Annotated in this window: 27 protein-coding genes; 19 read left to right on the top strand and 8 right to left on the bottom strand. The window is 52.8% G+C overall.

Annotated features, from left to right (window positions below; all coding sequences use genetic code 11):
- Positions 1 to 21: 21 nt before the first annotated feature.
- Genes Q1A75_RS09990 through Q1A75_RS10005 form a run of 4 tightly spaced genes read left to right on the top strand, consistent with a single transcriptional unit; the run spans position 22 to position 4,149 of the window.
- Positions 22 to 1,146 carry an ABC transporter ATP-binding protein gene (locus Q1A75_RS09990; protein ID WP_299592160.1) on the top strand — a complete coding sequence of 375 codons (1,125 nt, stop codon included), beginning with the start codon at positions 22 to 24 and terminating at the stop codon, positions 1,144 to 1,146.
- Positions 1,143 to 2,018 (top strand): ABC transporter permease subunit, encoded by an 876-nt coding sequence (locus tag Q1A75_RS09995; protein WP_299592158.1) that lies wholly within the window; start codon positions 1,143 to 1,145, stop codon positions 2,016 to 2,018. The genes Q1A75_RS09990 and Q1A75_RS09995 overlap by 4 nt, the downstream gene beginning before the upstream one ends.
- On the top strand, positions 2,015 to 2,833 hold the full coding sequence (locus Q1A75_RS10000; RefSeq protein ID WP_299592156.1) for an ABC transporter permease subunit: 819 nt from the start codon (positions 2,015 to 2,017) through the stop codon (positions 2,831 to 2,833). Before Q1A75_RS09995 ends, Q1A75_RS10000 begins: the two co-directional genes overlap by 4 nt.
- A complete protein-coding gene (locus Q1A75_RS10005) occupies positions 2,830 to 4,149 on the top strand; it encodes an FAD-binding oxidoreductase (RefSeq protein ID WP_299592154.1) in 1,320 nt (439 codons plus the stop codon). Before Q1A75_RS10000 ends, Q1A75_RS10005 begins: the two co-directional genes overlap by 4 nt.
- Here the strand turns inward: Q1A75_RS10005 and Q1A75_RS10010 are convergent.
- Both Q1A75_RS10010 and Q1A75_RS10015 read right to left on the bottom strand, forming a co-directional pair.
- Positions 4,146 to 4,811 carry a flagellar hook capping FlgD N-terminal domain-containing protein gene (locus Q1A75_RS10010; RefSeq protein ID WP_299592152.1) on the bottom strand — a complete coding sequence of 222 codons (666 nt, stop codon included), beginning with the start codon at positions 4,809 to 4,811 and terminating at the stop codon, positions 4,146 to 4,148. The two genes, Q1A75_RS10005 and Q1A75_RS10010, sit on opposite strands and share 4 nt — an antisense overlap.
- 3 nt (positions 4,812 to 4,814) lie before the next feature.
- A complete protein-coding gene (locus tag Q1A75_RS10015; protein ID WP_299592150.1) occupies positions 4,815 to 6,461 on the bottom strand; it encodes a flagellar hook-length control protein FliK in 1,647 nt (548 codons plus the stop codon).
- A 66-nt stretch (positions 6,462 to 6,527) separates the two neighbouring features.
- On the opposite strand from Q1A75_RS10015, the gene Q1A75_RS10020 reads away from it, so the two are divergent.
- The 6 genes from Q1A75_RS10020 (at position 6,528) to Q1A75_RS10045 (ending at position 9,846) form a co-directional block, all read left to right on the top strand.
- A complete protein-coding gene (locus Q1A75_RS10020) occupies positions 6,528 to 6,809 on the top strand; it encodes a rod-binding protein (RefSeq protein WP_299592148.1) in 282 nt (93 codons plus the stop codon).
- Entirely contained in the window at positions 6,799 to 7,158 is a 360-nt protein-coding gene (locus Q1A75_RS10025) for a flagellar biosynthesis protein FlgN (RefSeq protein ID WP_299592146.1), read from the top strand. The genes Q1A75_RS10020 and Q1A75_RS10025 overlap by 11 nt, the downstream gene beginning before the upstream one ends.
- 207 nt (positions 7,159 to 7,365) lie before the next feature.
- The gene (locus tag Q1A75_RS10030; RefSeq protein ID WP_299592144.1) at positions 7,366 to 8,208 is read left to right on the top strand and encodes a flagellin; all 843 of its coding nucleotides are present in this window, start codon (positions 7,366 to 7,368) and stop codon (positions 8,206 to 8,208) included.
- Positions 8,209 to 8,300: 92 nt separating this feature from the next.
- A complete protein-coding gene (gene flaF / locus Q1A75_RS10035) occupies positions 8,301 to 8,657 on the top strand; it encodes a flagellar biosynthesis regulator FlaF (protein ID WP_299639755.1) in 357 nt (118 codons plus the stop codon).
- Positions 8,654 to 9,055: a flagellar biosynthesis repressor FlbT gene (gene flbT, locus Q1A75_RS10040; RefSeq protein WP_299592139.1), complete on the top strand. Its 402-nt coding sequence runs from the start codon at positions 8,654 to 8,656 to the stop codon at positions 9,053 to 9,055. The genes flaF and flbT overlap by 4 nt, the downstream gene beginning before the upstream one ends.
- Before the next feature lie 2 nt (positions 9,056 to 9,057).
- On the top strand, positions 9,058 to 9,846 hold the full coding sequence (locus Q1A75_RS10045) for a DUF1217 domain-containing protein (protein WP_299592137.1): 789 nt from the start codon (positions 9,058 to 9,060) through the stop codon (positions 9,844 to 9,846).
- A gap of 125 nt (positions 9,847 to 9,971) precedes the next feature.
- Here Q1A75_RS10045 and Q1A75_RS10050 read toward each other — a convergent pair whose 3' ends face one another.
- The gene (locus tag Q1A75_RS10050; RefSeq protein ID WP_299592243.1) at positions 9,972 to 11,303 is read right to left on the bottom strand and encodes a FliI/YscN family ATPase; all 1,332 of its coding nucleotides are present in this window, start codon (positions 11,301 to 11,303) and stop codon (positions 9,972 to 9,974) included.
- Between the two features lie 106 nt (positions 11,304 to 11,409).
- Here Q1A75_RS10050 and Q1A75_RS10055 point away from each other — a divergent pair, with 106 nt between their 5' ends.
- From Q1A75_RS10055 to Q1A75_RS10095, 9 genes are read left to right on the top strand one after another with little or no spacing between them, the layout of a single operon-like run.
- Positions 11,410 to 11,802 carry a FlgB family protein gene (locus tag Q1A75_RS10055; RefSeq protein ID WP_299592135.1) on the top strand — a complete coding sequence of 131 codons (393 nt, stop codon included), beginning with the start codon at positions 11,410 to 11,412 and terminating at the stop codon, positions 11,800 to 11,802.
- Positions 11,803 to 11,812: 10 nt separating this feature from the next.
- The gene (flgC, locus tag Q1A75_RS10060) at positions 11,813 to 12,205 is read left to right on the top strand and encodes a flagellar basal body rod protein FlgC (RefSeq protein ID WP_299592133.1); all 393 of its coding nucleotides are present in this window, start codon (positions 11,813 to 11,815) and stop codon (positions 12,203 to 12,205) included.
- 27 nt (positions 12,206 to 12,232) lie between these two features.
- The gene (gene fliE, locus Q1A75_RS10065) at positions 12,233 to 12,517 is read left to right on the top strand and encodes a flagellar hook-basal body complex protein FliE (protein WP_299592131.1); all 285 of its coding nucleotides are present in this window, start codon (positions 12,233 to 12,235) and stop codon (positions 12,515 to 12,517) included.
- Position 12,518: 1 nt separating this feature from the next.
- Positions 12,519 to 12,788 carry a flagellar biosynthetic protein FliQ gene (locus tag Q1A75_RS10070; protein ID WP_299592129.1) on the top strand — a complete coding sequence of 90 codons (270 nt, stop codon included), beginning with the start codon at positions 12,519 to 12,521 and terminating at the stop codon, positions 12,786 to 12,788.
- Position 12,789: 1 nt separating this feature from the next.
- Positions 12,790 to 13,509: a flagellar hook-basal body complex protein gene (locus Q1A75_RS10075; protein ID WP_299592127.1), complete on the top strand. Its 720-nt coding sequence runs from the start codon at positions 12,790 to 12,792 to the stop codon at positions 13,507 to 13,509.
- A 10-nt stretch (positions 13,510 to 13,519) separates the two neighbouring features.
- Positions 13,520 to 14,305, top strand: a complete 786-nt coding sequence (gene flgG / locus Q1A75_RS10080; protein WP_299592125.1) for a flagellar basal-body rod protein FlgG — start codon at positions 13,520 to 13,522, stop codon at positions 14,303 to 14,305.
- A 38-nt stretch (positions 14,306 to 14,343) separates the two neighbouring features.
- Positions 14,344 to 14,724: a flagellar basal body P-ring formation chaperone FlgA gene (gene flgA, locus Q1A75_RS10085; protein ID WP_299592123.1), complete on the top strand. Its 381-nt coding sequence runs from the start codon at positions 14,344 to 14,346 to the stop codon at positions 14,722 to 14,724.
- Between the two features lie 38 nt (positions 14,725 to 14,762).
- Entirely contained in the window at positions 14,763 to 15,473 is a 711-nt protein-coding gene (gene flgH / locus Q1A75_RS10090; RefSeq protein WP_299592241.1) for a flagellar basal body L-ring protein FlgH, read from the top strand.
- An 11-nt stretch (positions 15,474 to 15,484) separates the two neighbouring features.
- Entirely contained in the window at positions 15,485 to 15,967 is a 483-nt protein-coding gene (locus Q1A75_RS10095; protein WP_299592121.1) for a flagellar basal body-associated FliL family protein, read from the top strand.
- On the opposite strand, the gene Q1A75_RS10100 is transcribed toward Q1A75_RS10095, so the two are convergent.
- Genes Q1A75_RS10100 through Q1A75_RS10120 form a run of 5 tightly spaced genes read right to left on the bottom strand, consistent with a single transcriptional unit; the run spans position 15,936 to position 20,541 of the window.
- Positions 15,936 to 16,376, bottom strand: coding sequence for a hypothetical protein (locus Q1A75_RS10100; protein WP_299592119.1), 441 nt, complete (start codon positions 16,374 to 16,376; stop codon positions 15,936 to 15,938). The two genes, Q1A75_RS10095 and Q1A75_RS10100, sit on opposite strands and share 32 nt — an antisense overlap.
- The gene (locus Q1A75_RS10105; RefSeq protein WP_299592117.1) at positions 16,376 to 17,461 is read right to left on the bottom strand and encodes a flagellar type III secretion system protein FlhB; all 1,086 of its coding nucleotides are present in this window, start codon (positions 17,459 to 17,461) and stop codon (positions 16,376 to 16,378) included. The genes Q1A75_RS10100 and Q1A75_RS10105 overlap by 1 nt, the downstream gene beginning before the upstream one ends.
- Positions 17,458 to 18,228, bottom strand: coding sequence for a flagellar biosynthetic protein FliR (locus Q1A75_RS10110; RefSeq protein WP_299592115.1), 771 nt, complete (start codon positions 18,226 to 18,228; stop codon positions 17,458 to 17,460). Before Q1A75_RS10110 ends, Q1A75_RS10105 begins: the two co-directional genes overlap by 4 nt.
- The gene (flhA, locus tag Q1A75_RS10115) at positions 18,225 to 20,306 is read right to left on the bottom strand and encodes a flagellar biosynthesis protein FlhA (protein ID WP_299592113.1); all 2,082 of its coding nucleotides are present in this window, start codon (positions 20,304 to 20,306) and stop codon (positions 18,225 to 18,227) included. The genes Q1A75_RS10110 and flhA overlap by 4 nt, the downstream gene beginning before the upstream one ends.
- Before the next feature lie 16 nt (positions 20,307 to 20,322).
- Positions 20,323 to 20,541, bottom strand: a complete 219-nt coding sequence (locus tag Q1A75_RS10120; protein WP_299592112.1) for a hypothetical protein — start codon at positions 20,539 to 20,541, stop codon at positions 20,323 to 20,325.
- Between the last annotated feature and the right edge of the window lie 22 nt (positions 20,542 to 20,563).

Consider the following 20,563-nt stretch of genomic DNA (forward strand, 5'->3'; position numbering starts at 1 on the left):
TCCTTTTGAACGGAATTCCCCTTGGCAGAGACTGTTTTCGCCCCCTGGGACGACCCGAATGAGAAGCCGTTGATCCGGTTTCGCAATGTCACGAAACGCTTTGGTGATTTTATTGCCATCGATGATCTGACCCTCGACATCTTCGAACGCGAGTTCTTTGCCCTGCTCGGACCATCGGGCTGTGGGAAGACCACGATGATGCGGATGCTGGCGGGGTTCGAGAACCCTACCGACGGGTCCATTGAGCTGGCGGGACAGGACATTGCCGGTGTGCCAGCTAACAAACGGGCCGTGAACATGATGTTCCAGTCCTATGCCCTGTTTCCGCATCTTTCTGTGTGGGACAACATTGCGTTCGGCCTACGGCGCGAAAGCAATGACAAGGCGGCTATTGCGGCACGAGTCGAAGAGATGTTGAAGCTGACGCGGCTTGAAAAGTTTGCGCGTCGTAAACCGCATCAGATTTCAGGTGGGCAACGCCAGCGTGTGGCGCTCGCCCGGTCACTGGCAAAGGCGCCGAAACTGCTTTTGCTGGACGAACCGCTTGGCGCGCTTGATGCAAAGCTGCGCGAAGCGACACAGTTCGAGCTGATGGATATTCAGGAAAAGACCGGCACCACTTTTGTCATCGTGACGCACGATCAGGAAGAAGCAATGACCGTCGCCAGCCGTGTTGCTGTCATGGATGAAGGTAGGGTGATGCAGGTCGCAACCCCGGAGCGCATTTATGAGGCTCCAAACAGTGTCTACGTTGCCGATTTTATCGGGGACGTGAATATTCTGCACGGTGCAGCGAAACCGGTTGGGCAGGACATGTACGAAGTTGGATGGGCTGCAGATCATACCCCGGTGCAGGCTTCCAGTTCGCGTCCATTTTCGGATGGTCAACCGTGCCATCTGGCTATTCGGCCAGAAAAAGTGTCGATCCATAGAGACCGACCCGCGGCGGACAACGCTGTGCGAGGCAAGATTCTGGATATCGCGTACTTGGGCAATCTCTCCACATATCACGTCGAGCTTCCTACCGGGGACATCATCAAAGCGCAGGTTGCCAATACGCGTCGGATCTCGCGCCGGGATTTCACTTGGGAAGATCCGGTTTGGGTCAGCTGGACCAAGACGGCCGGGGTGTTGTTAGCGGAATGAGGCGTGCTGTCCTCATAGCTGTGCCCTATGTGTGGCTTTTGGCGCTGTTCCTGATCCCGTTTGCGGTCGTTTTCAAGATTTCCCTATCCGACATCGCGCTCGCCATTCCTCCATACATGCCCACCGCCAAAGACGGCATCTGGAATATGCTGTCGCAACTCGATTTCGAGAACTTCATCTTTCTGACCGAAGACGATCTATATTGGAAAGCCTATGTCAGCTCGCTTCAGATTGCGTTGATTTCAACATTGTTCGCGCTGCTTGTCGGCTATCCAATGGCCTACGCCATGGCGCGTGCGCCGGAGCAGTGGCGACCCACGCTACTGATGCTGGTGATCTTGCCGTTTTGGACATCGTTTCTGATCCGGGTCTATGCTTGGGTTGGTATCCTTTCGGGTGAGGGCTTCTTGAACCAGTTCCTGTTGTGGATTGGGGTTGTCGATTCCCCGCTGACTATTCTCAACACGAACACCGCCGTCTACATCGGGATCGTTTATACGTATCTGCCGTTCATGATCCTGCCCATCTATTCCGCACTTGATCGTCTTGACGGATCATTGATCGAAGCTGCCGAGGATTTAGGCTGTTCGCGGATCAAGGCATTCTGGCTGGTGACGATCCCGCTGTCGCGCAACGGGATCATTGCAGGATGCTTTCTGGTCTTTATCCCTGCGCTGGGCGAGTTCGTGATCCCGTCGCTATTGGGCGGGTCGGGCACGCTGATGATCGGCAAAGTGTTGTTCGAAGAGTTCTTTTCCAACCGTGATTGGCCGGTGGCATCGGCAGTTGCGGTGATCTTGCTGCTGATCCTGATCATACCCATCGTCCTGTTTCAGCGGAACGAACAGAAACAGGTGGAGGCCGAGGGATGAACCGCCTGTCATCCTTCAATGTCGTGTCGTTGACGCTTGGTTTTGTGTTTCTGTACGTGCCGATGCTGATCCTCGTGATCTATAGCTTCAATGCATCAAAGCTGGTCACGGTCTGGGCGGGGTTTTCGACCAAATGGTATGGTGAACTGCTGTCTAACGAGGCCTTTCTGGTCGCGGCGTGGGTGACGCTGCGTGTTGCGGTCATCTCGTCGAGCATTGCCACAGTTCTGGGTACAATGGCGGCCTACGTGCTGGTGCGCGGCGGACGTTTCTTCGGTCGTACTCTATTCTCAGGTATGATCTACGCACCGTTGGTGATGCCGGAGGTGATCACTGGTCTGTCTCTTCTTTTGCTGTTCATCGGGATCGGGCTGGACCGGGGTGTTTTGACGATCGTCCTTGCGCACACCACGTTTTCAATGTGCTTCGTTTCTGTCGTTGTGTCCTCGCGGTTGGTGACTTTCGACAGATCGCTCGAAGAGGCCGCATTGGATCTTGGCGCATCACCTTGGGACGCTTTTCGTCTTGTCACATTGCCTATCATCGCCCCAGCGGTCATATCCGGTTGGCTTTTGGCCTTTACCCTTAGCCTCGATGACCTGGTCATCGCTTCGTTCACGTCGGGACCGTCGGCCACGACCCTTCCCATGAAGATTTGGTCCTCCGTCCGGCTTGGTGTAAGCCCCGAGATCAATGCGCTCAGCACAATCCTGATCGGATTGGTTGCAGTGGGAGTCATTGTCGCGTCGCTGGCTTCGAAACATGCTGCTGTGCGGGCCAAACGAGACGAGCAAGCCGCTGCACGCGCCGCATGAGGCGTATCTTTTCGCAATATGCCTATGCCTCTGGGCCGAGGGAGGGATGCTGGTGGGATGAGACGGTGCAGAGCATTTCACATCCTGCCCTGGCAGGAGGCATCAGATGTGACGTTGTCGTCGTAGGTGGCGGTTTCACAGGCCTGTCTGCAGCCCTTCACCTTGCCCGTCGTGGCGCACAGGTTGTTGTGCTGGAAGCCAATTCTATAGGTTGGGGCGCGTCAGGACGTAACGGCGGTTTTTGTTGTCTGGGCGGCAGCATGCGGTCTGATATGGCTTTGGATCGGCGTTATGGTCATGCCGCGCGGCGGGACTGGCGAACAACCGAACGGGTTGCTGTCGAGCGTGTCGAGGCGTTGATCGCGGATTTATCCCTGGATGTGGATCGGCATTCGAAAGGCGAAACCTGCCTTGCCCATCGTCCACGTGATTTCAGAGCGTTCGAGGATGAGGCGCGCGCTGCATCTGAAAACTACGGTGTGATAGTGGATGTATTGTCATCTTCCGAATTGGAGTTAGCCGGCCTGTCCGGGCCATTTCACGGGGCCATCACAAACCCAATTGGTTTTGGGCTGAACCCGCGCAAGCTTATTGATGGGTTGGTCGAAGCGTGTCTCGAACTTGGCGTGGTGATCCACGACAACAGCCCAGCCGTCCGTATTACCTCCGGAGAAGTGAAAACGCCCAACGGTGTTGTTCGTGCAGAACAGATCGTCGTAGCCACCAACGGCTATTCAAGTGAAGACATCCCCAACTGGATGGCGTCGCGCTGCATGCCCGCGCAATCCACGGCGATCGTAACGCGCCCGTTGACCGAGGCGGAATTGCAACGGCAGGGATGGACAAGTGATCAGATGGCGTACGACACTCGACACCTTCTACATTACTTCCGCCTTATGCCGGATCGGCGGTTTCTGTTCGGAATGCGAGGCGGACTGCTTTGCGGCCCAAGTGCGGAAAGGCAAGCGCGTTCCGCTGTTGTTCACAGCTTTCGCACCATGTTTCCGGCGTGGTCTCATGTTGATGTGACACATGCGTGGTCCGGACTTGTCTGTTTGACAAGAGATCGCGTGCCATTTGTAGGGCCGGTACCCGGTATGTCGGGTATTCTGGCAGGTTTTGCATATCATGGTAACGGCGTGGCGATGGGTGTGCATGCAGGCAGTATTCTTGCTGCGCTGGCAAGTAATGAGCAGCCGGACCACCACCCGGAGGTTATGTCCACGCCAGCCACTCGTTTTCCATTTGGGTCGTTTCGTCGTCTCATCATGCCGGGCGTTTACACAGGGTTTCGTGTAAGTGATGCGTTGCCCTAGCCGGCGTCCCGCAATCCCGTCACGTTGTTGGCATGCACCATGTATCCACTTTCAAGTACCAGCAGCGTTGATCCATTATCGATGCGTGCTTCGGTGACGCGGTTGTAGGCCAGAGCCGGCTCTGTCAGCAAAACTTCCCCGTTCGCGGCACTTTCTATCTGAAAGGAGTATTCGCCATGCGAAAGGGTCGCGCCGCTGGCGTCCAGGCCATCCCAGACATATGGTTCAGCACTGACAGGCAAGCTGCGGCGGGTCACTTCTGTGCCTTGCTCGTTTGTAATGATCAACGTTACCTGGTCCGCCGCAACAGGTGGGTTGGGCGCGATCGTGATCGCTGACCCTTCAAACTGGACCGGGCCTTGCACCAGTGCTTCCATCCCGATCCAGTTGGCTGCGCCGGACATGTCATTGGCGCCAAGGGCGGCAATCATTTCCTGCATGAGATCGTTTGTCTTCACCTGCTGCTCCACCATCGAGAACTGCGCCAACTGTGCCGCGTACTCAGATGAATCGATGGGTTCCAAGGGGTCCTGATACTCAGCTTGAGCGGTGAGCATTTGAAGAAAAACCTCGAAGTCTGAGCTAAGGACGCTTGATGTGGCAGCGTTGCCGGTGGAGCTATTGGTGGCCGGTGTGGCGCCGGGTGTTTGGGTGATATCCATATCTCAAAGCCTCATGTCGATACCGGTTGAAGTCACGTGTGAAACGCGTGCAACCGGAGTTGATGTTTGGTCCGCGGCGAGAAGTTCATCAGCCGCAGCCAATTCGTCACCGCTTGCCTGCTCTTGCTGCTCGGTGCGTTGCTGCCCTTGATCAAAGGCAAAGGAAACGTCTTCGAAACCGAGGTCACTTAGTGATTTGCCAAGATCATCTATGTTGCGCCGCATCAGATCCAGCGTTTCACCGCGGTCAGCAGTCACAGTGACCGTGATACCGGTTTCGCTTGTTGTCATGATCATGCGGACGCGCCCCAGTTCAATTGGGTTCAGTGTGATTTCGATGGGCTTGTTAGGTGCGCTTTTAAAAGCTTCAGCAACAGAGTGAGAGATGTGCTGTGGTAATTCGACCCTCGGTGCCGTTGAACTACTATTGGAAGACTGCAGTGGTGCATTTGGTCTGATGTCCCATACGAGTTCATCCGCCTTTGTTGCCATTTCTGCCTCTGTCGTGACTTGCGTTGACAAGAGCGACACAGTTGTGTCCACCGTTTGTGTTGTCTGAACTGCCGGAGTCGGGGTTAAACTGCGGTGAGAAGCAACATGTTCGGCAGGGGTCATGTTTTCTACCGCACCTTTGCTGACAACATTATTGCCTGTTGTGTGTAGAGTTGTTGTGATCGGCGTGGTCGCTCCCTTTACCGGCAGCGTATCAAACGCGCTTTTTTGAACTGACGAACTTGGAAGAGGGGATAGTTGTTCACCTTCCATGTGCTGCGGCTTGAATTCCACTTTGCCTACAGACAGAGACTGATTTGACAACAAATTGAATTCGGCCGCCTGCAAATGTTGCCCCGTCCCAACGGACCCATTCTTCATGTTGTGCAACTGCGGACTGTGACGTGACGAAGATGCGAGCAGCGGTGCCTCCGTCGCTTGATTGAAGCGCCGGTTTCCATTTTCCGAGAGTTCAAGATGCTGAGAGTGTGCGGCACCCATGGTATCTGATTTAGATGATGATGTGACCTCTGCCAAACTGTTTGAGAGTGTCCTGTTCGCTTCCGAAGGTTGCTCCGGTCGAACTATGGCGTTCGTCTTCGTTTCCGTAGTTGTATGACCGGGCGGCACCATTGGTGTTGATTTCGGATGTAGCGTAGTCTCCGCTGACTGCGAAACGGCTCCCGATGCCTCATCAGAGACTATGTCAGGTTGCGATAGTCCCTGAACCATTGCTGTTATCGGCGATGACTTTGCCCGCTCATTCGGGCTTGATTGCGGCTCGCGGCTCAACGTTTTGAGGTAATCTTGCCCTGTTTCGCCAATGGTTTCACTTGTCGTGTGATTTTCAGAAGTTGCGGCTATCCCGCTGGGTGTCTGGATTGCGACATCTCCTTTAGCCTGTGCTTCTTTGTCTTCCGACCCTGTCAGGAGGTCGGGTGAAGGCGCCGTGTCGGGCGCACGATCCATCCGGCTGTGAACTGCTTGTTGGTCCGTGCCCCCATTTGCCGCCAAATCGAAAGGCACAATTGGCGCATGTTCTTCTACCGGATGGGTTCGAACACTTCGGTCAGCGGGCAAGGTTGCACCGATAGTTTGTATGAGTTGCACATATTTCTCCGGGATTCTTCCGCGTTTGACCCAGATTGGACCAGCCATGGTTACTGGTTCTTTACTGCTGATCCGCAAAGGTAGGGAAAATCAGTCGAATTCTAAGGAATGCCAATGATACCAAATTCCATACCAGTAAGTTCGCCCGCTGCCGCGGACAGTCGAGACACTTCTTTGCGTTTGGCAGCGGAAAAACTTGAAGCATCGTTTTTGGCAGAAATGCTGAAATCAGCAGGGCTTGGCGAAAGCCGCAATACGTTCGGAGGTGGTGCGGGTGAAGACCAGTTTTCATCATTCTTGGTACAGGCTCAGGCTGAAAAGATGGTTGAGGCAGGCGGAATAGGATTGGCCGAAGCGCTGTTCGAATCGTTAAAGGAGCGCAGCAATGAAACATGATGAGTTTCAGATCGCTTTTGATGAACTTCATGATCTGCTCGATACGGAGAGAGCGGCTTTGCTCAATGGAAATCTGAACGAGGTAAGCAGGTTGTTTGATCGAAAGTCGCGTCTGATCGATGAGCTTGGCGACCTTACAGCGGCCGACACAGAGTTCGTTGTCACCCTACGAACCAAGCTTGAACGAAACCAGACCCTGCTGGATTCTGCCGCAGACGGGATCCGATCCGTGGCAGGGAGATTGTCCGCTGTTAAACGCGTACGCGAGTCACTCGAGACGTATGATGCGCGAGGTAAGCGTACAACTTTTGATCTGAAGCCAGTTGGTAGCTTGGAAAAACGTGCCTGAGCGAAATTGATTCAAATCCGTGTTTTTCGGTTCTTGGACTTTAGGGAAGCGTTAGGCAAATCAGCTTCATGGTGATCGCGCATCTAGAAACAGGTGGCGCATAACCCCCCAAAAGGGTGTGCATTTGTCAGAATGGCAGTTTGGCCGTCCCATCGGGGGGCGGGACGTAAACCAGGGCGCAAAGCGCCGTGACAAAAGGAAATGCACATGTCGAGCATTCTTACGAACAACAGCGCAATGGTTGCGCTGCAGACCCTTAAGGGTATCAACAAAAACTTGGCGATGACGCAGAATGAGATTTCAACCGGTAAATCTGTAGCGTCTGCAAAGGACAACTCATCTATTTGGGCGATTTCAAAGGTCATGGAATCGGACGTTGCTGGTTTCAACGCGATTTCGGACTCTCTGAGCGTTGGCGAGTCAACGGTTGCAGTTGCTTCTGCCGGGGCTGAGCAAATTGTAAACGTTCTTGAAGAAATGAAAGAACTGACCGTCTCGGGTAACAGCGAAACGGCTGATTACGCGAAAATCGAAGCCGACATGGCGGAGAAGGAAGCGCAAATTCTTTCCATCATCGGTGCGTCACAGTTCAATGGCGTAAATCTGTTGGCGACGGACACCGATGGTAATGGGGGAACTCAGCTTACCATTCTGTCGTCTTTGGACCGTGTTGGATCTGGTGCGCCGACAGCATCGACTATCGACGTTGCGACCGTTGATTTCGAAGCCAACCTGGACGTGGCCGGTCGTACCGCCATAACGGACCAGGCTTCGGCCGCTACGGCACTGGGTGAAATGGAAGCGTTCCTTCAAACCGCGATCAACGGAGCTGCTCAACTCGGTGCTTCTGCCAAGCGGGTCGAAGATCAGAACGTGTTTGTTGGCAAACTTACTGACGCGATGAAATCTGGTATCGGCGCGCTTGTCGATGCTGATATGGAAGAAGCATCTGCACGTTTGCAAGCCTTGCAAACTCAGCAGCAGTTGGGTGTGCAGTCGCTTTCGATCGCTAACCAGGCACCGCAAACAATCCTATCGTTGTTCCGGTAATCAGGCAGGCCGGGGCGTTGACGTTCAACGCCCCGGTATTCTTCTGACATGAACCTCTGAAAGGCTATGGTGTGAATGCAACCTTCCAGGCCATGCGTGGCTATACTGAACATGCAGTATCAATCAAGAACGGACGACGGGCGGAATATGAAATCATAGCCCGTGTAACCCAAGGTTTGCGTGATACGGCCATCAAGGCTAAATCAGACTTCCCCAGCTACGCGCATGCATTACACGATAATCAAAGACTTTGGACGGCACTCGTCGTTGATATTGTCGACAAAGAGAATCCGCTGCCAGAAGACCTGAAAGCCCGGATCATTTATTTAGCCGAATTTACACGCCACCACACCAAAAAAATACTACGCGAAAAAGCATCCGTATTGCCTCTACTCGAAATAAATATGGCTATTTTGCGTGGCCTAAAAACGGAAGGACCTTCAAAATGAGTGGTCTCATTCTAAAGCTTGGCCCGAAAGAGCGCATACTGATCAATGGAGCGGTCATCGAAAATGGCGATCGGAGAAGCCGGTTGGCAATTGTTTCCTCTGATGCGAACATTCTGCGGTTACGTGACGCGATCCATCCGCAAGACGCGACAACTCCGGTTCGGCGAGTATGCTATGCTGTTCAGCTCGTTTTATCGGGTGACAGTGACAAGTCCGATGCGCGTCAATGGTTGTTGCGCAGCATCGAGGAGTTGAGCCAGATATTTATCGATTCCGACAGCCGAAAACATCTCGATATTGCGTCACATGCACTTGTGAACGATGATCACTACAAGTGCCTGAAGGCACTGCGCGCCCTTCTACCCCGTGAAGAACGCCTGTTGGCGGCGAATCACTAACCATGTATCAGCCAGTTCTGATTTCTTCCGGTTTGGCCGGTTGGCAGTTTCTACAACGGACATACGACCAGCAGCTTTCTGCATTCAACCAGTCAACGGAGTTGAAACGAGATACTGATCATTTTGCGGAAAAAATCGCGTCCGTCAGTACGGCTGAAGAACTGGTATCAGACCGCCAATTGCTGACCGTAGCAATGGGCGCCTTCGGCTTGTCAGACGACATAAACAATACTTTCTTTATTCAAAAAATGTTGAGCGATGGCACCACTGCAGATGACGCATTGGCAAATCGCTTTTCGGACAGTCGCTATCGAGAATTTTCCGAGGCATTTGGCCTTGGCCCCGGAGAGATTAGGGGGGCGTTAAAGCCAGGCTTTGTTGAAGACATAATTATGAAATTCCAAGCTAATAGTTTCGAAGTCGAAACCGGCAACCAAGATGAGTCAATGCGTATCGCACTTTATGCTGAGCGGACGCTGCCAGATGTGGTTCAGGGTTCTGGAACCGATGCAGCGAAGTGGTTCAGCATTATGGGACAACCGCCTCTAAGAACTCTTTTTGAGACCGCGTTAGGATTGCCCCAAGCCTTTGGACAAATTGATATTGATCAGCAACTGTCCGTGTTCCAAGAAAGGTCTGCACGAGTGCTGGGCGTGAGTGACCCAGCGGATTTTGCAAACGCCGAGACACTTGACCGCCTTGTAACGACATATCTGGCGCGCTCGCAGTTGCAACAAATCGGGAACGGTGCAACTGGTGCATCAATTGCGCTCACACTCTTAAGCGTCTGAAACAGCGTGCATCCTCTAAATCGCGTTGCGAGCTGACGTTTTACGCATATTTGTAGTAGTCTGAGCAGAGTGGTCTGGAGCGCTGGTTCTAAATGCAATCAGCCTTGCGGGTTGAGCCTTGACTGCTAGCGTACCGGTTTTCTTGCTCCGCCGGTGCCGTTTCCGCGACGCAATGCCAATCTCAATTGGTCGAAGCTGTGCTGGCACCCTTGCTCATGAACCACTGTCATTGCCTTGTCCAAATGTGGCCAAGCCTGAATTGCGGCATCTATTTCCGGGTCTGCACCCTGCGTGTATAGTCCGGCGCTGATCATCATCTGGTTCTGCGCATACACGCTCACAAGTTTCCGCACTTGTGCTATGGTTTCATTTTCTGTGTCGGAGGCGGCTGCAGGAAGACTTCTGGACACTGATCGCAATATATCGACAGCGGGAAACCGTCCCCGTTCAGCAATAGTACGGTCTAGGACGACATGCCCGTCTAGAACTCCACGCAAAATGTCGGCGATCGGCTCATCCATGTCAGAGCCTGCAACCAGAACACTAAGAACCGCTGTTATGTCACCCTGATCGGGGCCGCCCGGACCCGCCCGTTCACAAAGTGACATAATCAGGTGTGACGTCGAAGCAGGGAAGCCCCGCAAAACAGGCGCTTCACCGGCAGCAACTGCGACCTCGCGATGTGCCTCTGCAAAGCGCGTGATGGAATCAGCGAGCAATAATACCGACATCCCCTCATCCCTGAAATGCTCTGCAATGGCCATTGCTGTCCAGGCGCACCGACGTCTTAGAAGTGGCGACTGGTCAGATGTGGCCGCAACCACAACTGACCGCGCGAGCCCTTCCGGTCCAAGAACATCGTCAACAAACTGACGAATTTCCCGCCCTCGCTCACCTATCATGGCGATCACAACAACGTCTGCTGACATCTGTTTGGCCAACCGACCCATCAGGCTGGATTTCCCTACCCCAGAACCTGCGAACAGACCGATCCGCTGTCCCCGAACAATTGGCAACATCGTATCAAACACAACATGCCCAGTATCTATTCTCGGGCCCAGGGCACGTCTAGAGGTCGCAGCCGGTGGTTTGCTCTTTAGCTTGCGTGACACTAGCCCGTGACCGAGAGGCTTATCATCCAACGGTTTGCCGTCCGGATCAACGATGCGACCCAACCAGCTTTGATTTGGGGCAATCTTGTTCTTGTCATCAATTGTGACACGATCGCCAAGTGCGATACCTTCACATGGGCCATCGGGCATGATCGTTACATCGGTCTGAGACAGTTGCACGACCTCTGCTGAAAGAGGCGCTTCCAATTGGCGAACGACCAACACACGGTCGCCAATCTTTGCTACCTCATTCAAACCGGAAACAGTCAAGATGTTGCCGCGGGCAGCACTGATCCGGCCAATTGGATACAATACTCGAATATCTGAAAGCTGAGCTTGCAGCATTTGCAATCGCAAGGCTTGGCGCATCGGATCCTCCTGATGTTTGCACACAGTTTCTTAGGGAATCAGAGTTAAGCGTTGATTGAAATTACACGAGGGAGAAGCCCCGATGTTTCAAAATCTTGCCGTTTTCGAGTCGGCGCAGGCAATGGCGGTACATGCCGGGCAAAGGCAGGCGGTGATCGCCCAAAACGTCGCGAATGCCGATACACCCGGCTATATCGCACGAGACATGCCAAGCTTTGCTGACACATACGCTCCAGCAGAAAATGTCGCCTTTCGGCAACGTACATCACGGTCTGCCCATATGAATGGTAGCGCTTCGAACGGGGTTGATGGAATTGTGATGCAAGACAAATCCTTTGCTTCGCCGGATGGAAACACAGTTTCGCTTGAGACGGAAATGCTGCGTGCAACTGAGGTCAAGCGGCAACACGATAGATCCCTGGCAATTTACAAATCCGCATTGAACATTCTGCGTTCCAGCTTGGGGCGGCAGTGAGGGGTTTCTTATGAGTGAATTTGCCAAATCCCTTTCGGTTTCTGCTAGCGGCCTGCAAGCGCAAGCATCTCGTCTTCGTCATCTATCGGAAAATATCTCTAATTCGGACACACCCGGCTACAGGCGCAAAACGATACCGTTTCGCACTGCGTTCGATTCCAATCAGGGTGTTGCCAGCGTCGAGGTCGGACGCATGTCACTGGATGATCGCCCACTCGACCGCATCTACGATCCCGGACATCCGATGGCAGATGATACGGGCCACTATGAGGGGTCTAACGTTGACCTTTTAATCGAGTTGGCGGACGCGCGTGAAGCGCAACGCAGCTACGAAGCAAATCTAAAAATGTTCGAGCAAACACGTCAGATGTCATCAAGCTTGATGCAACTCTTACGCCGCTAAAAGCGCGCAAATTGAAGGAGATCCAGAATGGAAACCGCAGCTCTATCAGCAGTTCAGAACTATGCCGCTCTTCGACCGGCAACGCAGCCGAGTCAGGGCAATGGCGGCAGCGTTTTTGGCAAGGTTGCTATGGATTTCGCACAAACACTCGCGCATGGTGAGCAGGTTGCGAAGAGTGCCATGGTTGGACAAGCCGACCCGCACGCGTTGGTCCAAGCTCTTGCGCAGACGGAGCTTGCCGTTGAAACTGCAGTTACTGTCCGGAACAAAGTTGTTGAAGCATATCAGGAAATCCTGCGGATGCCTGTCTGATATGCTGAATGAAGTCATATTCTTCGACACGCTGCGTCAAGGGCTCTGGATCGCCGTGCTGGTATCAATGCCTATTTTGACAGTGGCTTTGGTCGCGGGCGTGTCCATCGGCTTGGTCCAGGCGTTGACGTCCATACAGGAAATGACGCTGACCTTTGTCCCGAAACTTGCTGCGATCATTGTCGTTTTCTGGTTGTCGATGGGCTTCATGACACAGACTTTGGTGTCTTTTTTTCAAAGCAGAATCGTTCCGTTGATTATTGGAGGTTGAAATGGATAACACCGGTTACATTACGCTTACACGCCAGTCTGGTCTGATGCGCGAGATGCAAATCGTTGCCAACAATATAGCGAACAGTGCAACGACGGGTTACCGGCAAGAGGGTCTCGTTTTTTCGGAATACGTGCAGGCCATGCGCGGGGGGCCATCGCTGTCGATGGGGCATGGCAATGTCCGCGAAACCTCTTTTGTTCAGGGGCCGCTGACGCAAACTGGTGGAACCTATGATTTTGCAATCGAAGGGGACGGTTTTTTTCTGATCCAAACACCCGAAGGCGAGAGGGGGACCCGTGCAGGCAGTTTCTCTCCGAACGGGCAAGGAGATCTCGTCACGCCTGATGGGTTTGCTGTGTTGGATGCTGGTGGTGCACCGGTTTTCATTCCAACCGGAGTGAGAACGCTATCTGTGTCTCCTGACGGATCGATCAGTGCAGATGGGGCATTTGTCGGTCAGATTGGGCTTGTGGAACCTGTAGATCGGACTTCGCTTATCCGCGAAGGCGGTGTCATGTTCAGTTCAAACGATGGGTTTGAGCCATCGGAAAATGCGCGGATTTTGCAGGGATTTGTCGAAGAATCGAACGTCGATCCGATTGGACAACTCGCCCGGATGATCGAAATCCAACGAGCTTATGAGATGGGACAGAATTTTCTTACCTCTGAAGACGAACGCGTCCGTCGTGCGATGGATGCTATGCTGAAATCCAACTGAGGAGATAGAGATGCGCGCTCTTAAGATCGCTGCGACGGGTATGTTAGCTCAGCAAATGCGAGTGGAGACAATTTCCAACAACCTCGCGAACATGAGTACGACGGGATATAATGCGCGGCGTGCAGAGTTTGCTGATTTGCACTACCAACAGATGACGCGTCCGGGTGCGATCAATGCCTCTGATGGAACCGTATTACCGACCGGCGTTCAACTGGGGTTAGGCGTGCGTCCTGCCGCGGTTTCAGTGAATCTTGAACAAGGGTCACTTGCGGCAACAGGGGGTGACCTTGATCTCGCCATCGATGGCAATGGATATTTCGAAGTCACTCTTCCTTCCGGTCAGACGGCCTACACGCGAGATGGGGCGCTGAAGCGAACTGGCGAAGGCGTTATCGTGACATCAGATGGATACACTGTCGCGCCAGAGATTGTTGTTCCCGAAGACGCGCGGAGCATTTCGATTAACGGCGATGGAGAAGTCTATGCTTATTTCGTTGACGCGGCAGCTGGTCAGTTGATCGGCCAATTCGATCTCACGGGTTTCTCCAATCCAAAAGGTTTGGAAGCGTTGGGGAGCAACTTGTTTGCAGAAACGGACGCGTCTGGACCTCCGGTTGTAACAACGCCTGGCCTGGATGGACTCGGGACGTTGCGCCAGGGTTATCTCGAGGAAAGCTCGGTCGACGCAGTGCGGGAAATTACAGATTTGATCGCAGCTCAACGTGGGTACGAGATGAATTCAAAAGTGATTTCTGCAGCTGATCAAATGATGGGTGCGATGACCCAAATCCGATGATGCGTTCATTAATCATATTGTGCCTTACGATAACGGCGATGGCGGCGTCTGCCGACACCGTAACTCCTACGCGGACCTTGCGGCCTGGTACATTGATTACGTCGGCTGATCTTACGGTTCGTGAAGGTCTGCAACCGGGCATGTTCGATCGTGTGGTTGAAGTTATTGGGCAAGAAGCACGGATTGCACTTTATGCGGGTCGCCCAATTCCGTTCGAGGCCATTGGTGCGCCGGCAATCGTGAACCGAAACCAGATCGTACCTTTGTTTTTTAATGCTGGCGGGCTGTCCATCACCACTGAAGGTCGTGCGCTGGAGCGCGGTGGGATCGGCGATCGGGTGCGTGTCATGAATCTGAACTCGCGCGCCACATTGTTCGGTCTTGTTCAGGAGGATGGATCAGTGAAGGTGACGCGATGAACATATCAAGCTCCAGGAAAACGAGTTGGACATATGCCATGCTCGCTGCGTGCGTTCTTGTTGGTGCGTGTGGTAGAGGTGACCATTTGGGCAAGCCGCCAAGCTTCTCTAACCCTCTGGATACAAAAGAGCATTCCGCAATGGTTACCGCAAGTTTGCCGCTCGTAGTAGGTGAGATTGAACCTACAGATCGTGCCTCACTCTGGAGCGGCCAGCGGTCTTCGTTGCTCGGAGACCGGCGCGCGGTTCAACGCGGTGACATCATGACGGTTGTAATAGAAATCGACGAGCGTGCCGAAATTTCCAATGAAACGGATCGATCTCGAAGTGGCACGGAAAGCCTGCAGGTTCCTCAGTTGGGCGGCCTCCCGCAAAGGTTGGATGAGAAGCTTCCGGAAGGCGCGTCTTCCTCAGATCTGGTTTCCATCACGTCCAGCTCCGGGTCGAGTGGGGATGGTTCAGTTAAGCGCAATGAAAAATTAACACTGCGCGTGGCGGCCACCGTCGTCGATGTCTTGCCGAATGGCATCTTGTCAATTTCGGGTTCCCAAGAGTTACGAGTCAATTTCGAAATGCGCGAACTACTTGTGTCTGGCTTCGTGCGGCCGGAAGATATCTCGCGCAAAAATGAAATCACATATGACAAGATTGCTCAGGCCCGTGTGTCCTATGGTGGGCGAGGTCAGATCACTGACGTTCAGCAGCCCAGGATCGGCCAACAGGTTCTTGATGCAGTTCTGCCATTTTAGGAGAAATCAACGTGAAAAAGCTGCTTCCCCTGATATTGCTACTGGTTGGCGCCGGGGCCGGTGTTGGCGCGGGTGTGTTCTTGCGGCCAAGTCCTGAACCTGCAGATATGGCCAATATGGAAAAGACCGTTGAAGCTCCGGATACAAGTAGTGGGGCAGAGGATACGACAGACCGCGAATACGTTAAAATGAACAACCAGTTTGTAGTACCAGTGGTTAAGGATGAAGCTGTTCAGGCATTGGTGGTGATGTCGCTTAGTCTCGAAGTTCCCGCTGGGCAAAAGGATGCAATCTACTCCCATGAACCGAAACTGAGAGACTCATTCCTGCAGGTGCTTTTTGATCATGCAAACGTCGGTGGGTTTAACGGTGCTTTCACAGACTCTAACAATTTGGCTGTCCTGCGCGGCGCTCTGCGTGAAGTGGCAAAACGAGACATGGGTGATCAGATCTCGGATGTGCTCATTGTTGAGATTGCCCGCCAGGATTACTGAAGGTGGACTGGACCAACGAGGTCTCCACCGCTTGGTTTAGTGCGCTGGTCGCGCGCCGCCCTTGTTCAACAAGCTGGTTTTTCTTTGATAACTCGTCAGCGACCATCTTTTTACCATTTACCAGGTAGTGTTGTGCCATCAGCGCTTCCTTTTGTGCTAGTATCTGAGCAAGCTCGATGTTCAGCTGTCTTCGACTGCTTGATAACCACTTAAGCCAAATGATATCGCCGCCGATCGCGCGCAATTCTTCGTCTGATGCAGATTGGCAGTGCGTTGCATGCGCGAGTTCTTGCAGCCGGGCCAGTTCTGTTCTTAAGGAGACCTCCCTCCTTGTCAGCCTCAATACAGCCTGTTCACTTTGCCGGAATTTCAAATCCGCCATATGCTGGAGCTGAGATAGATCCATCATCACAATCTGTTACGCATCTGTTCGCGCATCTTGTCCGCAAAGCGTATTGCGGCGGCGACGGCCGAATACTGATCTGGATGAACTTCATCACCAATAGATGTCACAGCATGCAGAGTCCGCGCTGTCGGTGGATCACTATGTATCGGAACCTCGTTGTCTTGTGCAATTTCACGGATGCGAAATGCAATCTCATCAACGCCCTTTGCAACGCATACAGGCGCGGTTCCGCTTTCGCGTGACCATTTCAATACAACGGCGTAGTGGGTTGGATTTACGATAACAACGTCGGCTTGAGGTACATCTGCCATCATTTGCTGGGTTGCGATGGCCTCTCCTCGTGCACGGCGCTCCCGTTTGAGATGTGGATCACCCTCCGAGCTCTTAGTCTCATCCATGATCTCCTTTCTCGACATCCGGTTTTTGCGGATGTGCTCCTGATGTTGCCATACGGCATCGACACCTCCCAGTATTGTCGAAATCAGAACGACAATGAATAAAAAAGTGATACACATCTCAGCGAGGAGGGAAGCAACCAAACCGGGCGAGGCGTGCATTACTCCAACCATTTCCGGAAGCCGTGCTGCCAGAAACACGGTAAGGCACCCTGAATAGAGAATTAGCTTTACAAAACTCTTTCCAAACTCAAAAAAACCACTGCGCCCAAATTTCTGTTTCGCATTTTGTATCAACGATATTCGTGATAGTTTCGGTTGCAGTTTAGAGGGAGCGATAACAAAGGCGCGTTGGGCTAGCACTGCGCCCAAAACCGCTATTGCTGGGACGACAAAAAATGGGGCCAATGCTGATGAGGTGTTCCACAGAATACCCCCCATGATTGAGGACGGTCCACCGGTGAATAGAATATCGGCTAACTCTGCGGGTTGGTCCAACAAAACCTGCATTCCGTCGCCAAAGGACTGAATGCATTGTGCGCCCATTGCCACAAAGACTAGCGTAAGCCCGCCATAAGCTGCCGCCGTGTGAAGGTCTGTCGACTTCGCCACCTCGCCTTTCTTTCGCGCCTCGAGCAGCTTTTGCGGCGTTGGTTCGAAGGTCTTGTCGCTGTCCTCTTCTTGGGTAGTCATCTGGCTACCCCGAATGGAGATATCATAAATTGGTCAAGGGCTGATAGCCAAACGGACAGTATGACCGGTGCCGCCAGAAACAGCAGAAATAGCCCACCTAAGGTGATGAGCGGCGCTCCGACAAAAGCGACCATAAGCTGTGGCATGGCCTTGTTTATGACACCCAGAGCCAGGTTGTATAATACTGACATCAAGACAAAGGGCGCGGCTAAGAGGAATGCAAGTTCGAACGCGTGAGCGATTTGTGACAGTCCCCAATCTGCGACATCGCTGCCCGACAAAAACAATCCCATCGGTAGAAGGACGTAGGAGTGAATGAGCAGTTGAGCTGCTTTCACATGTAGACCTGCCATCAACGCAAGCGCGACCGCGCCGACGGTAAGCACATATCCCATTGCCGGAAGTGGCTCAATTGCCGCACCGCCCATTATTTGCGACAATGAAGTGGACTGTGCGGCGATTGCGCCCGCAGTCTGTAGCGCCAACACAAACAGACGGATTCCAAGTCCTACTAGCAGCCCAGAAAGCGTTTCGGTTGCGACCAAAACAGCCAAGCCATCGGTTGAAAACGTGGGTGGGGTTTGTGGAATCGCAGGGGCCACGATAAATGTGAATGCCAATACAACAACCAGCTTGATACGAGCTGGGACTGATTGTTCACCGAAACCAGGCAGTAAAACAACAGCGGCCCCTACGCGTAAAAACACTACGAAGCCCAGCCAAAGTTGAGTTTGCACCAGCAAGAGAGCTTCCGCTATTGGGGTCATGCTGCAACGACACCTACCAAGGCAGGCCGTGCGTCTACACCTATTTCCTCGAAAGACAAAACCGGATTGTTGATGCCTTTGGCCCGCATCATCGTCTTCAAGAAACGACGTCGACGCGTGTTTGTCACAACCGCAGGGAAAATTCCTTGATCGACGGCATCTTGCAGTTTTTCAGATACATTTTCTGCCAATCGATTGAATAGATCAGGCGGTAACGCAATATCGAGCCCTCGGTCAGCATCCACCTGATAGCTGGCAAAAGTGTCTTCCCATTCTGGTGCCAGTTGAACCAGCGGGAGCGTTCCATCATTCCGCCGAATGCCGGAGATAATCTGAAAGCCCAGACGCTGACGAACGTGTTCGCAGATTGCCTCGGGTTGCGCGTTCAGCGCGCGTGCTTCAGTCACAGCCTCCAGAATAAGCGGTAGGTTTCGGATTGACACTTGTTCGTCCAAGAGCAGACGAAGGACAGCATGCAAGATATCCATCGGAACCTTGTCGGGAATCAGAGCGTCCAACATTTTGCGATTGGCTTCAGCCCTGATTGGATCTGAAACAGTCTTCATCTCCTCCAGTAGGCGCCGCATCGATTTCAACGTCAGCAAACGGCTGAAGTTGCGTTTGACGACTTCAAGAAGATGTGTAGCTAGAATCTCTGTCGGTGTGACTAGAGTAACACCGGCCATTGCAGCGACTTCCTGATCATTGGTGGCGATCCAGCGCGCTGGAGCGCCATAAACCGGTTCTGTCGTGTCTTCGCCGTCAGGAAGACTACCGGTTGTTTCCGGCGCAAGCGCGAGGATTTCGGTCGGTTTGATCGTGCCTCTTGCCTGTTCGACACCCTGAATTCTGAGGATGTATCCGCCAGTTGACAAACCAGCGTTGTCGGTCAACCGGATTTCTGGGAGTATAACCCCAAACACCGTTGCAACGTGGACTCTCATGTTCGCGATACGAGCATCCAATCCAGTACCTGGGTCAAGTACCATGTTAACTAGGTCTGGGGCGAATTCGACGTGAATGTCGTCCAATTCCAGTACGTCTCCAAGAGACTTTTCTGGAATTGTTTCTATAGGCTCTTCGGACTTCGGCAGAGTTCCACTCGCATTAGCTGTATTGCGTTTGACCAGAAAAGCAGCGGTTGCCAAGGCGAAAGCGCCCGCCATGAACGGAATAAGTGGCAAACCTGGTACGAGACCGAAGAGGGCCATTAAAACGGCGACCGTTGTGAGCGCTGCAGGATGGCGCCCCAGCTGTCCAAAAACAGCCATGTCTGTCGCACCTTTTGCACCTCCCCTCGCCAACAAAAGAGCTGAAGCAATCGAAATCACAACTGCTGGGATTTGTGAGACCAAACCGTCGCCAACAGTTAAAATAGCGTATGTTTCAAAGGCATTGCCAATCGCCATCCCATGGACGACGACCCCCATTACCAGGCCGGCAACGAGGTTGAGTAGTGTAATTAATAACCCAGCGACGGCATCTCCTTTGACAAATTTTGATGCACCATCCAGCGATCCGAAAAAGGTGGTTTCGGCTTGTTCACGCTCTCGTCGCGCCTTTGCCTCATTGTGGTCGATGGCGCCTGCAGACATGTCACTGTCGATGGCAAGCTGCTTGCCCGGCATGCCATCCAGCGCAAAGCGTGCGCCTACTTCTGCCATGCGAGTTGCGCCTTTTGTGATGACCATAAAGTTGACGATCAACAAAACGCAAAAGACAACTAGCCCAAGAAAAACACTACCGCCCATTATGAACTGAGCAAATCCTTCAATAACATCTCCAGCGGCATCTGTGCCGGCGTGCCCTTGTCCAATAATCAGTTTGGTTGAAGAGACGTTCAAAGATAGTCGAAGCATCAATGATGCGAGCAGGATTGTAGGGAACGATGAAAAGTCCAAGGGGCGCTCAATAAAGAGCGTAATCGTGAAGATCAGAATGGCTAGCGCGAAGGACGCAGCTAACCCGATGTCTAAGATCCAGGCAGGTATGGGCAAGATCATCATGACGATGATAGCCATCAAAGCAACGGCCAACAAAACCGTTGGGCTGAAGACTGTAGTTCCTGAAATTTTCATCGAATTAAGTACCACATTATTCTTGGAGCCTTAACTCGACGACCATCTTTGCGAGTTGAATTGAGTTTAGGCTTGCATTTGCAGGATTATTCGAAGCTCTCAATCCAAGTGGATCGATTTCTTTCCAATATCCAACGGCTAACGAAGGGTTTCCAAGTTCCTCGATTTCAAATTGACCGAAAATCTCAGGTGATTTATTTTTTTTCGAATATAGCGGTGCTGTCGTTTGAGTCATAGCTTGCCCCAATCACTTCAGT

Origin of the sequence: uncultured Tateyamaria sp., from assembly GCF_947504105.1 — a bacterium.
In the GTDB taxonomy this organism is placed as follows: domain Bacteria; phylum Pseudomonadota; class Alphaproteobacteria; order Rhodobacterales; family Rhodobacteraceae; genus Tateyamaria.

What these genes read in the sequence shown, in the direction of transcription:
- Q1A75_RS09995 (WP_299592158.1), top strand. Translation starts at nt 1,143, where the DNA reads ATGAGGCGTGCTGTCCTCATAGCTGTGCCCTATGTGTGGCTTTTGGCG.
- Q1A75_RS10000 (WP_299592156.1), top strand. Translation starts at nt 2,015, where the DNA reads ATGAACCGCCTGTCATCCTTCAATGTCGTGTCGTTGACGCTTGGTTTT.
- Q1A75_RS10005 (WP_299592154.1), top strand. Translation starts at nt 2,830, where the DNA reads ATGAGGCGTATCTTTTCGCAATATGCCTATGCCTCTGGGCCGAGGGAG.
- Q1A75_RS10010 (WP_299592152.1), bottom strand. Translation starts at nt 4,811, where the DNA reads ATGGATATCACCCAAACACCCGGCGCCACACCGGCCACCAATAGCTCC.
- Q1A75_RS10015 (WP_299592150.1), bottom strand. Translation starts at nt 6,461, where the DNA reads ATGGCTGGTCCAATCTGGGTCAAACGCGGAAGAATCCCGGAGAAATAT.
- Q1A75_RS10020 (WP_299592148.1), top strand. Translation starts at nt 6,528, where the DNA reads ATGATACCAAATTCCATACCAGTAAGTTCGCCCGCTGCCGCGGACAGT.
- Q1A75_RS10025 (WP_299592146.1), top strand. Translation starts at nt 6,799, where the DNA reads ATGAAACATGATGAGTTTCAGATCGCTTTTGATGAACTTCATGATCTG.
- Q1A75_RS10030 (WP_299592144.1), top strand. Translation starts at nt 7,366, where the DNA reads ATGTCGAGCATTCTTACGAACAACAGCGCAATGGTTGCGCTGCAGACC.
- flaF (WP_299639755.1), top strand. Translation starts at nt 8,301, where the DNA reads ATGCGTGGCTATACTGAACATGCAGTATCAATCAAGAACGGACGACGG.
- flbT (WP_299592139.1), top strand. Translation starts at nt 8,654, where the DNA reads ATGAGTGGTCTCATTCTAAAGCTTGGCCCGAAAGAGCGCATACTGATC.
- Q1A75_RS10045 (WP_299592137.1), top strand. Translation starts at nt 9,058, where the DNA reads ATGTATCAGCCAGTTCTGATTTCTTCCGGTTTGGCCGGTTGGCAGTTT.
- Q1A75_RS10050 (WP_299592243.1), bottom strand. Translation starts at nt 11,303, where the DNA reads ATGCTGCAAGCTCAGCTTTCAGATATTCGAGTATTGTATCCAATTGGC.
- Q1A75_RS10055 (WP_299592135.1), top strand. Translation starts at nt 11,410, where the DNA reads ATGTTTCAAAATCTTGCCGTTTTCGAGTCGGCGCAGGCAATGGCGGTA.
- flgC (WP_299592133.1), top strand. Translation starts at nt 11,813, where the DNA reads ATGAGTGAATTTGCCAAATCCCTTTCGGTTTCTGCTAGCGGCCTGCAA.
- fliE (WP_299592131.1), top strand. Translation starts at nt 12,233, where the DNA reads ATGGAAACCGCAGCTCTATCAGCAGTTCAGAACTATGCCGCTCTTCGA.
- Q1A75_RS10070 (WP_299592129.1), top strand. Translation starts at nt 12,519, where the DNA reads ATGCTGAATGAAGTCATATTCTTCGACACGCTGCGTCAAGGGCTCTGG.
- Q1A75_RS10075 (WP_299592127.1), top strand. Translation starts at nt 12,790, where the DNA reads ATGGATAACACCGGTTACATTACGCTTACACGCCAGTCTGGTCTGATG.
- flgG (WP_299592125.1), top strand. Translation starts at nt 13,520, where the DNA reads ATGCGCGCTCTTAAGATCGCTGCGACGGGTATGTTAGCTCAGCAAATG.
- flgA (WP_299592123.1), top strand. Translation starts at nt 14,344, where the DNA reads ATGGCGGCGTCTGCCGACACCGTAACTCCTACGCGGACCTTGCGGCCT.
- flgH (WP_299592241.1), top strand. Translation starts at nt 14,763, where the DNA reads ATGCTCGCTGCGTGCGTTCTTGTTGGTGCGTGTGGTAGAGGTGACCAT.
- Q1A75_RS10100 (WP_299592119.1), bottom strand. Translation starts at nt 16,376, where the DNA reads ATGATGGATCTATCTCAGCTCCAGCATATGGCGGATTTGAAATTCCGG.
- Q1A75_RS10105 (WP_299592117.1), bottom strand. Translation starts at nt 17,461, where the DNA reads ATGACTACCCAAGAAGAGGACAGCGACAAGACCTTCGAACCAACGCCG.
- Q1A75_RS10110 (WP_299592115.1), bottom strand. Translation starts at nt 18,228, where the DNA reads ATGACCCCAATAGCGGAAGCTCTCTTGCTGGTGCAAACTCAACTTTGG.
- flhA (WP_299592113.1), bottom strand. Translation starts at nt 20,306, where the DNA reads ATGAAAATTTCAGGAACTACAGTCTTCAGCCCAACGGTTTTGTTGGCC.
- Q1A75_RS10120 (WP_299592112.1), bottom strand. Translation starts at nt 20,541, where the DNA reads ATGACTCAAACGACAGCACCGCTATATTCGAAAAAAAATAAATCACCT.